Origin of the sequence: Spongiactinospora gelatinilytica, from assembly GCF_003236385.1 — a bacterium.
Lineage (GTDB): Bacteria > Actinomycetota > Actinomycetes > Streptosporangiales > Streptosporangiaceae > Spongiactinospora > Spongiactinospora gelatinilytica.
On record NZ_POUA01000313.1, the window covers coordinates 1 to 9366 of the forward strand.

Here is a 9366-nt window from a genome sequence, read left to right on the forward strand (position 1 = left end):
TAAGAGACAGCCACAGGACGAGATCACCGACGCCTTCGCCGGCCTGTGCCTGCCGGTGGGCGCCGACCGCCGGCTGCTGCGCCGCCTGCACGCGAGCGCCCAGGTCGAGCACCGCAACCTCGCCCTGCCCCTGGAGCGCTACGCCAAGCTGGACGGCTTCGGCGCGGCCAACTCGGTCTTCATCGACACCGCGGTGGACCTCGGGGCCGAGGCGATCGACGCCGCGCTCACCGCGGCCGGCCTCACCCCCCGCGACGTGGACCTGATCATGTTCACCTCGGTGACCGGCATCGCCGCCCCGTCCGTGGACGCCCGCCTGGCCGTCCGGCTCGGCATGCGCCCCGACCTCAAGCGGATCCCGGTGTTCGGCCTGGGCTGCGTGGCCGGCGCGGCGGGCCTGGCCCGGCTGCACGACTACCTCCTCGGCCACCCCGGCGATGTGGCCGTGCTGCTCTCCGTGGAGCTGTGCTCGCTCACCGTCCAACGCGAGGACGCCTCGGTGGCCAACCTCGTCGCCGGCGCGCTGTTCGGCGACGGGGCCGCCGCCGTGGTGGTCCGCGGCGACCAGGCCGCGGGCGGGCGCGGGCAGGGCCCGCAGATCGTCGCCACCCGCAGCCGGCTCTACCCCGACTCCGGCGGCGTGATGGGCTGGGACGTGCGCGACACCGGCTTTCGCGTGGTTCTCGACGCGAGCGTCCCCGACGTCGTGCGCGCCTATCTCGCCGAAGACGTACACGGCTTTCTGGCCGACCACGGCCTGACCGCCGCCGACATCACCGCGTGGGTGTGCCATCCCGGCGGCCCCAAGGTGCTGGAGGCCGTCGCGGAGACCCTGCGCCTGCCGCCCGGCGCGCTGGAGGTGACCTGGCGATCGCTCGCCGCCATCGGCAACCTCTCCTCGGCGTCCGTGCTGCACGTGCTGCACGACACGCTGCGGCTGCGCCCGCCGCCCCCGCCCGGCACCGCCGGGCTGCTCATCGCGATGGGTCCCGGATTCTGCGCCGAGTTGGTCCTGCTGCGCTGGTGATCGAGGGCATAGGGTCGTGCCATGCCGACCGGGTACTTCGTCCTGATCCTGCTCGTCGGGGCCGAACGCCTCGCCGAGCTGGTGGTCGCCCGCCGTAACCTGCGCTGGAGCCTGGCTCGCGGCGGGGTGGTCAGCGGGCGGGGCCACTATCCGTGGATGGTGGCCCTGCACACCGGGCTGCTGGTGGCCTGCCCGCTGGAGGTGGCGCTGGCCGGGCGGTCGTTCGCGCCCGCGCTGGGCTGGCCGATGCTCGCGCTGGTCATCGCCGCGCAGGGACTGCGCTGGTGGTGCGTGGCCACGCTCGGGCGGCGCTGGAACACCCAGGTGGTGGTGATCCCGGGGCTGCCGCTGGTCGCCGGCGGGCCGTACCGGTACCTGCGCCACCCCAACTACGTCGCGGTGGCCGTGGAGGGGGCGGCGCTGCCGCTGGTCCACGGCGCATGGGTCACCGCGGTGGCCTTCACCGCGCTCAACGCGGTTCTGATGGCCGTGCGGATCCGCGGTGAGGAGGCCGCGCTGACCGCCGCTTCGGCGCCCGCCGGGCCGTGATCGACGTGCTGGTCGCCGGTGGCGGCCCGGCGGGCCTGGCCACCGCCGTCCACGCGGCGCTGGCCGGGATGGAGGCCGTGGTGGTCGAGCCGAGGGACGCGCCGGTGGACAAGGCGTGCGGTGAGGGGCTGATGCCGACCGGCCTCGCCGCGCTGCGCGCGATGGGCGTCTTCCCGCAGGGCAGGCCGCTGCGCGGCATCCGCTACCTGACGCCCGCCCACCGGGCGCAGGCCGACTTCGACGAAGGCCCCGGCCTGGGCGTACGGCGTACCGCGCTGCACGCCGTCCTGCACCGGCGGGCCGAAGAACTCGGGGTGCGGATCGTCCGCGGCCGGATCGACCGGCTGAGCCAGGACCACACGGGCGTCCACGCGGGCGGGATGAGCTGCCGGTGGCTCGTCGCCGCCGACGGCCTGCGCTCGCCGCTGCGCGCCGCGCTCGGGCTGGACGTCCCGGACACCCGGCCCCGCAGGTACGGCCTGCGCCGCCACTACCGCGTCGCCCCCTGGACCGACTTCGTCGAGGTGAACTGGGCGCCGGGCGGCGAGGCGTACGTGACCCCGGTCGGTGACGGCCTGGTCGGCGTGGCCGTGCTCAGCTCGCAACGCCTGACCTTCGACGAGCACCTGGCCCGATTCCCGGCGCTGCGCGCCCGCCTGTCCGGACCGCCGGACGGCAAGGTGCGCGGGGCAGGTCCGTTGCGGCGGCGGGCCCGCGCCCGGGTGGCGGGGCGGGTGCTGCTGGTCGGAGACGCCGCAGGCTACACGGACGCGCTCACCGGGGAGGGCGTCTCACTCGCGGTGCTGTCGGCGCGGGCGCTGGTCGGCTGCCTGCTGGCCGGCCGTCCGCAGGCGTACGAGGCGGCGTGGCGGCGGCTGTCGCGACGGCACCGGCTGCTCACCGAGGGCCTGCTGTGGGCCACCCGCGTGCCCGGCGGAGCCGGGGCCATCGTCCCGACGGCTCAGCGCCTCCCCGCCGTCTTCCGCACCGCGGTCAACCTCCTCGCCTGACCGGCAACACCACCCCACGCCGTCGCCGTCGGCGAACCGGTCGAGCACCGCGTCCAGCGTCTCGCCGGTGACCGGGCTCGGACGGGCCGGTCGCCCGGGGCTCAGGTCGTGGCGTGATCGTCGAGGTAGGCGCGGGCGGCGGAGAGGCCGTCGTGGACCGCCGGCTCGGCGTGGCCTGCGGAGCTGCGGATGACGAATCTCGCCGAGGTCACGCCGGCTCCTTGCCTCGTAAGCGGCGGCGCATCCGCACGGTCGTGCCTTCGCCGGTCTGGTCGATGCTCACCGAGTCCATCACCGCGCGCATCAGCGCGAGGCCCCTGCCCCGGTCGGACGGCCGCGGGTCGCGCCACCCGCCGCCGTCTCTTACCTTGATCGTCACCAGACTGGCGCTGATCTGCCCGCTGACCGAGATCGCCCCGTCGCCGAACCGGTGGCCGTGCTCGGCCGCGTTGGCCACCGCCTCGCTGCACGCCAGCAGGAACTCGTACTCCTCCAGCCTGGACAGGTGCGCCACCCGCAACCAGCGCGACAGGCGGTGACGCAGGTCGCCCAGGTCGCCACGCGCGGCGGGCACCTCCAGCTCCAGATCGAGCGGCGAGCCGCTGGTGCGGATCAGCAGCACCGCCGTGTCGTCACTGCCCGGCGGCCCGACCAGCGAGATCAGCCGCTCCCCCAGGCCGTCCAGCGAGGAGGGCGCGGTGGACAGCCGGGCGGACAGGCGGCGCATCCCGAGGTCGATCGGCTCGCCCCGGCGCTCGACCAGCCCGTCGGTGTACATGACGAGGACCGAGCCGGGCGGCAGTGTCTCGGTGAAAAGGCCGTAGTCGTCCGGCCCGCCCACGCCGAGCGGCGGCGCGACGGCGCTGCGCAACGCCCGGACCCGCCCGTCCGGGAAGCGCACCAGCGGCGGCGGATGACCCGCGTTGGCGTAGTCGAACCGGCCGCTGGAAAGGTGCAGGACACCGCAGCAGACGGTGGTCATCAGCTCGGGGCCGAGCCGTTCGGCCACCCGCGCGGTCTTGGCCAGCGCCGTGGCGGGATCGTGGCCCTCCAGGAGGTAGGCGGACAGGGTGCTGCGCATCTGCCCCATGATGGAGGCCGCGGTCACCCCGTTGCCGGACACGTCGCCGATCACCACCGCGACCCGGTCGTCCTCCAGCGGGACCAGGTCGTACCAGTCGCCGCCGATGGTCACCTCGGCGCTGGCCGTGAGGTACTTGGCCCAGGTGGTGAGCCCCGGCACGCTGGGCAGTCGGTCGGGCAGCAGGCTGCGCTGGAGGGTGGCGGCCATCCGGTGCTCGGTGTCGAAGCGGTCGGCCCGCTGCAGCGCGTACGCGCCGAGGCCGGCGATGGCGGTCAGCTCCTCCTGCTCCTCGGCGGTGAACTCACGCGGCTCGGCCAGCCGTACGGCGAGGCCGCCGACCACCTGGGTGCCCACCGCGAGCGGCAGCGAGGCGAGCCCCGCCGCGCCGCCCGCCGTCCAGCGCGGCGTGCGGTCGCACATCGCCCGCGCCAGTGGGTGGTCGGCGGCGTGGGCCAGTTCGGCGGCCCACGCCTCATCCCCGGCCGCCGCCACCGCCACCGTGGTCAGCGAACGGCCCGCGGTGGGCATGACCACCACCGCGTCGGCGTCGAGCACCGCCTTGGCATGGGCGGCGACCGCGCTCGCCACCTGCTCCACGGTGAGCGCCCGGGACAGGCTCGCGGTGATCTCCTGCAACCGGGCGCTGCGCGCCGCGGCGGACTCGACCGTGCGGCGGGCCAGGCGCTCGACGTGGAGCAGCCGCGCGTAGTCCAGGTGCAGGGCCAGCCGCCGGGCCAGCTCGGCGGCGATCATGCGGTCCTCGCCGTCGTAGGGCGCGCGGCCGTCGCCGCCGACGAGGGTGAGCGCGCCGAGGACGCGGCCGTGGACGGTGATGGGGCTGACGATGGTGTTCGGGGTGTCCGGGCAGGAACCGGGCGCGCCGGGCGTGGGGCACGGCTGCGCGCCCGCCTCCAGCCAGCGCTCCAGCGTCTCGGCCGGCACCCGCACCTCCGGCTCGCCCGCGTCCGCCCTGGCGTGCATGAGCCGCCAGGTGCGGGAGTCGGGACCGCTCACCTCGACGGTGCACTGCTCGGCGAACCGGGTGGTCAAAATCGCGCCCGCCCTGGTCAGCCGGTCGCTCAGCGCATCGGTGGCGTCGAGCCCCGTGGTGATCTCGGCGAGAACGCCCAGGCGCTCCTGGTGCCGTTTGCGCCGGGTGATGTCCACACAGGCCCCAACGAACCCGGCGAACCGGCCGTCGCGGTCCACTCTCGGCACGCCGCGGACCGCGAGCCAGCCGTAGGAGCCGTCGGCGCGGCGGAGCCGGTATTCGAGGTCGAACGGCCCGCGCCGGGCGTACTCGTCGTGCGTCGTGCCGGAGATCAGCGGCAGGTCGCCGGGATGCACGCCGTCCATCCAGCCGTGGCCGACCTCCTGCTCGGCGGCGCGCCCGGTGTACTCGCACCACGCGCGATTGACGAACTCGCAACGCCTGGCGGCGTCGGCGGCCCACACCAGCGCGGGCGCGGCGTCGGCGAGCGCCCGGAACCCCTCCTCTCCGGGCGACAGACGGATCTCACGGGTGCGGCGGAGCCGCCCCATGATCAGGTGGGCGCCGACCCTGGCCACCAGCTCGGCGCCGGAGAAGGGTTTGATCAGGTAGTCGTCGGCCCCGGTGCGCAGGCCGCCGGCCGCCTCCTCGCCCGGGCGGGCCGAGAGCAGCACCACGGGCAGCGGCTCGGTCGCGGGGTCGGCGCGGATCTCGCCGACCAGATCGACGCCGTCGCTCTGGGGCGCGTCGGAGTCGGCCAGCACCATGCCGAACCTCTCCGTCCTGATGAAATCGATCGCCTCTCTGCCGCAGGTCACCGAGCGGGTCGTCCAGTGCTCGCCGAGAATGCGCTCCAGGTAGTCGCGCATCTCGGAGTCGTCGACGACCAGCAGGACCCGCTCGTCGCGCATGACGGCGGGCGGGTCGGCCGGGGCGCTTCGCGGGCGCGGCGCCAGGGGGCCCGCCTCGGTGTACGGCGGGGCGCCGGTGGTGTCGTGGAAGGTGCAGAGCACACCGCCGGTCCGGCCCTCACGGCCCGGCAGCGGCGCGCAGCAGATCGTGTAGACCCGCTCGCCGTCGAGCCCCTGATCGGCGAGGGACGGCACACGGAGGACCTGGCCGCAGATCCTGCCCGCCGCACCGTCGCGCATCACCCGCTCGGCGAGCGGGCCCAGCGCCGCCCACACCGGCGACCAGCACTCGGCGGCGGGCCGCAGCAGCGCGCCCGCCGCCCGCGCCGGGCCGAGCAGGGGCAGGCAGGCGTCGTTGTGGATCTGGCGGAGCTCGCGGCCCCACAGGACCGCCATCGGCACGGCCGAGCCCAGGCCGATGGAAAGCCCCGTCCGCAGCCCTTCGGGCCAGTCGCCGGGCTCGCCCAGGGGCGTCGCCGCCCAGTCGATCGCGCGCAGCGCCCGGGCGGTCTCGCCGGGTCCGGCGAACAGGGCGAGGTACGGCACGCTCTCTGCCCGGGCGCGACCGGAGACTGATCTTGCTGGCATCCCACGAGCCTTGTCTCGCGTAGGGATCGAAAAGCCGAATTGCGACGAGAAGACATTAGCATCGGCCCCTCCGACTACGTCCGGGCGTGAGAAAATCAATCCCGCGGATTTCCCCCTGCCTACTATTCCGCAACAATCCACGATCAACCCCTTTGCGGGGTTTATCGCCTGAATACCGACAACCTCATCCACCAGGGAGTTCTCTAGAGAACCCGGCCCCTGCGCCCGCGTACGCCGCCCCCGCAGCCGCCGGGCCTGAGAAGATCCCCCGGCGCGTAATCCCTTGGACGTACGAGCATGGTTGGATGGAAGTTTCGCTCGGGACGGTCCCGGCGAGGACGGGCATGTCGCCCGACCATAGATCTGGTCAATTTACACATTCCACTGGCAAATCCCCGGGGAAAGGGATTTCTCCCCCGAACGCCGGGCCATTCTTCCCGGACGGCTCAGCCCAGTTCGTATTCGAGGACGTAGGAGTGCGTGCCGTCCGGGGCGATGTCGATCCGCCCCTCGCCGCGGATGCCGGTCAGTTCGCCGGTGCCGGTGCCGGTCACGATCCGCCAGACCAGTTCGCCCTCGCCGCCCGGTCCGGCCGTGGCGGTGTGCTGGAGGACGAACGAACCCTGACGGCCGGACGCCGCGCCGGTGAAACGCTCGATGCCGGAGTAGGCCAGCGGGGCGTCGTCGCCGGACACCACCGTGACGATGTCGGTCGTGCTCGTGCCCTCAAGGTCCCCCTGGAAGGTCTTGCCCACGCGGACGTGGGCGAGCTTGGCCCCCTCGCGCTGGTCGTACTTGTCCTCGTCCCATGTGTCGACGTTGAATACGCCGCTCGCGCTCACCATGGGAGGGATGCTGCCCGCCGTACCTGTCAGATGCCGTCAGGTAAGCGCGGCGAACGTCCCCCGGCTTGGTGAAAAGGCGGAACGCCCGGCTCCAAAGAGCCGGGCGTCCCGTGGCCGATGACGGCCAGTCGACTACTGCCGGTTATCGGCCGGAGCCGCCCGGCCGGACGGGGTCACCGTCATAGCGGTTCCCGCCGTAGACCTTGACGTAGTCGCTGGCCTCGGCGGGAGTGAGGTGCCGCGCCCCGTCGAAGACCGCGCGCCACGTCCCGGACCAGCGGGCCCGGACGGCGGTCGAGAACGAGCCGTCGCCGCGCGTCCTCACCGACTCCACGTGGTGCCACCTGTACGAACCCTTCGGCTGGAAGAGGATGTCGATGTCTCTCCAGCCGGGCCGGTGCCACCGCTCCTGGTCATCGCAGGAGTCGGAGCGGATCACATATGTGAGGCCGTCGACGTAGTCGTCGCTGCACTCGACCTTGAGCTTGCCGCGGAGGTGCAGGGTGCGCCCCTTGTGGATGGGCTCAGGGCCGGCGTCGAACGACAACTGCGTCTGCCCGACGTCGACCGGGTTGTCGGCCGCCGCGGGGGCGGCCGTGGCGAGCCCGAAGGCTCCCAGGGCCGCCGCCGCGACGGTGACCGCTACGGTACGTCGCAACATGGTGACTTCCTCTCCCCAATGGAAAAGGCATGCCTCAGGATGCATACCTGTAACCAGGGACGGGTAAGCCATCTCGGATGTTGTACGGGCGATGATCACGATTTCGTCACGACGGATCTGCGGGCTTGCCTATCTTTGCGGCGAGCTCCTCAGATCAGCGATCTTCCCGGCATAACGCCCGCTCCCGGTGTACCTGACCCGCCACCGCCCGGTCCCGGCCGAGGCCGAGGGGGCTGAGACGGTACGGGCGAAACGGCCCCGGCGGTCGGTCGTCACGATGGCGAGGCGGGTCCACTGCACGCCGTCCGGACGCCTGAACTCGATCACGACCTCCTGCTCGGGGAAGGGCGCGTAGTCGAGCAGGCCCTTGGGGTCGACCCGGGTGAGCACGCCCCGCACCCGGACCTTGCCGGCCCGGCCGCCGCCCGCCGGCACCGCCTCGGCGGAGGTCAGCCGGGTCTCCCTGCGCAGCCAGAACGAGGTGCGCGCGGTGACCTCCTCGCCGCCCGCGCCGTGCGCGGTCGCGGTGACGGTCCAGCGGCCCGCCGGGTACCTGCGGTCCAGCGCCTTGGCCGGCAGGAACCGCCAGGTACGCCAGTCGGAGGCCAGCCGGGCGGTGGCGTAGGCGGTGTGGTGGATCGCCGCCCCGGGCATCGCGGGCGCCAGCGTCCCTCCGGGTTTGATGTCCTGCTGCGGCACGGTGGGGTGGGTGTGGCCGCGGTGCGGCACCACGGGGTACCGGTCACCCGTCGGCGGCACCGCGGGATGGATGGGGTGCAGCGGCCTTTCCTGGGGCAGCGCGGGGCGTACGGGCCGCGCGGGCGGCACATCGGGACGCCCGGGCCCGGCCGGGGCCGCCATCCGGTCGGCGCGCTCCCGCTCCTTCCCTGCCCGATCCGTACGCCCCGGCGACACGCCACGTTCCGCATGCCCCCGCTCGACGCCCTGCCCCCTGTCCGATCTGTCCGATCTGTCCGATCTGTCGGCACGCCCGGGCATGCCCACGGACCCCCTGTCCGACCGGCCCGGCATCCCGACCTGGTCCCTGTCCGCACGATCCGGACGACCCGGCATGCTCACCGGCCCCCTGCCCGGACGGCTCGGCACAGCGGCCTCATCCCTGCCCGTACGATCGGGGCGGCCCGGCATGCTCACCGGGCCCCTGTTCGGGCGATCGTGGCGGGCGGGCGGCGCGCTCGTCTCGTCCCTGCCCGGACGATCGGAGCGGCCGGGCCGGACCGCCCACTCGGGCAGGTCATGATGGGCGGGCCTGCCGGAGTGCGTCTTCTGCCGCCTCTTGGCCGCCCTGCCGGGCTCTGCCGCGTCCTGCGGCGGATTCGGGTTCGCCATGCCGGCGTCCGGCCGGGCGAGGCGCGCGGGTAGCGCGGAACGGCCGGACCGGCCGACCAGGCCGGGCCTGCCGAACTCCTCTGGCCGCATGGGAGGCGTGAACTCGGCCGGCCGGGCGGGAGAGGTGGTCTGTCCGGGAGTGGCGGGCCGGATCATGGGTTCGTGCCCGGAGTGCGCGGGCTGCTGGGAGTCGCCCGGTTCGCCCGCCGGGTCCTGCGGGCCGGGATCGGCCGGGATCTGCTGCTGCGCGGAGTCCTCCGGAGCCGCAGGAGGAACGCCGGGCGGCCGGGGACTTCCCTGACCGGGGTCCTGCGGGCCGGGATCGGCCGGGATCTGCTGCTGCGCGGAGT

The 9366-nt window shown here is 74.0% G+C and carries 9 protein-coding genes; 5 read left to right on the forward strand and 4 right to left on the reverse strand.

The genetic code is table 11. The features are described from left to right. The 3 genes from C1I98_RS29590 to C1I98_RS29600 form a co-directional block, all read left to right on the forward strand. The coding region (locus tag C1I98_RS29590; RefSeq protein ID WP_111170682.1) for a type III polyketide synthase at nt 1–1027 on the forward strand (1027 nt) is incomplete at its 5' end. A gap of 21 nt (nt 1028–1048) precedes the next feature. Then, the gene (locus tag C1I98_RS29595) at nt 1049–1576 is read left to right on the forward strand and encodes an isoprenylcysteine carboxyl methyltransferase family protein (RefSeq protein WP_111170683.1); all 528 of its coding nucleotides are present in this window, start codon (nt 1049–1051) and stop codon (nt 1574–1576) included. Then, a complete protein-coding gene (locus C1I98_RS29600; RefSeq protein ID WP_111170684.1) occupies nt 1573–2586 on the forward strand; it encodes an NAD(P)/FAD-dependent oxidoreductase in 1014 nt (337 codons plus the stop codon). Before C1I98_RS29595 ends, C1I98_RS29600 begins: the two co-directional genes overlap by 4 nt. A gap of 208 nt (nt 2587–2794) precedes the next feature. On the opposite strand, the gene C1I98_RS29605 is transcribed toward C1I98_RS29600, so the two are convergent. From C1I98_RS29605 to C1I98_RS29620, 4 genes are all read right to left on the reverse strand, one after another. Next, nucleotides 2795–6160 (reverse strand): SpoIIE family protein phosphatase, encoded by a 3366-nt coding sequence (locus C1I98_RS29605; protein ID WP_111170685.1) that lies wholly within the window; start codon nt 6158–6160, stop codon nt 2795–2797. A 446-nt stretch (nt 6161–6606) separates the two neighbouring features. After that, complete coding sequence (locus C1I98_RS29610) at nt 6607–7005, reverse strand: DUF3224 domain-containing protein (RefSeq protein ID WP_111170686.1); 399 nt, start codon at nt 7003–7005, stop codon at nt 6607–6609. 142 nt (nt 7006–7147) lie between these two features. Then, the gene (locus C1I98_RS29615) at nt 7148–7666 is read right to left on the reverse strand and encodes a hypothetical protein (protein ID WP_111170687.1); all 519 of its coding nucleotides are present in this window, start codon (nt 7664–7666) and stop codon (nt 7148–7150) included. Between the two features lie 129 nt (nt 7667–7795). Next, on the reverse strand, nt 7796–8581 hold the full coding sequence (locus tag C1I98_RS29620; protein ID WP_146607698.1) for a hypothetical protein: 786 nt from the start codon (nt 8579–8581) through the stop codon (nt 7796–7798). Nucleotides 8582–8663: 82 nt separating this feature from the next. On the opposite strand from C1I98_RS29620, the gene C1I98_RS40735 reads away from it, so the two are divergent. Further along, nucleotides 8664–8927 (forward strand): hypothetical protein, encoded by a 264-nt coding sequence (locus tag C1I98_RS40735; protein WP_146607699.1) that lies wholly within the window; start codon nt 8664–8666, stop codon nt 8925–8927. Nucleotides 8928–9178: 251 nt separating this feature from the next. Further along, on the forward strand, nt 9179–9366 hold a 188-nt coding region (locus C1I98_RS40740; RefSeq protein WP_146607700.1), incomplete at its 3' end, for a hypothetical protein.

Bases quoted from the DNA above. Each gene is read 5' to 3' on its own strand.
- C1I98_RS29595 (WP_111170683.1), top strand. From the start codon at position 1,049: ATGCCGACCGGGTACTTCGTCCTGATCCTGCTCGTCGGGGCCGAACGC.
- C1I98_RS29605 (WP_111170685.1), bottom strand. From the start codon at position 6,160: ATGCCAGCAAGATCAGTCTCCGGTCGCGCCCGGGCAGAGAGCGTGCCG.
- C1I98_RS29610 (WP_111170686.1), bottom strand. From the start codon at position 7,005: ATGGTGAGCGCGAGCGGCGTATTCAACGTCGACACATGGGACGAGGAC.
- C1I98_RS29615 (WP_111170687.1), bottom strand. From the start codon at position 7,666: ATGTTGCGACGTACCGTAGCGGTCACCGTCGCGGCGGCGGCCCTGGGA.
- C1I98_RS40735 (WP_146607699.1), top strand. From the start codon at position 8,664: ATGCCCACGGACCCCCTGTCCGACCGGCCCGGCATCCCGACCTGGTCC.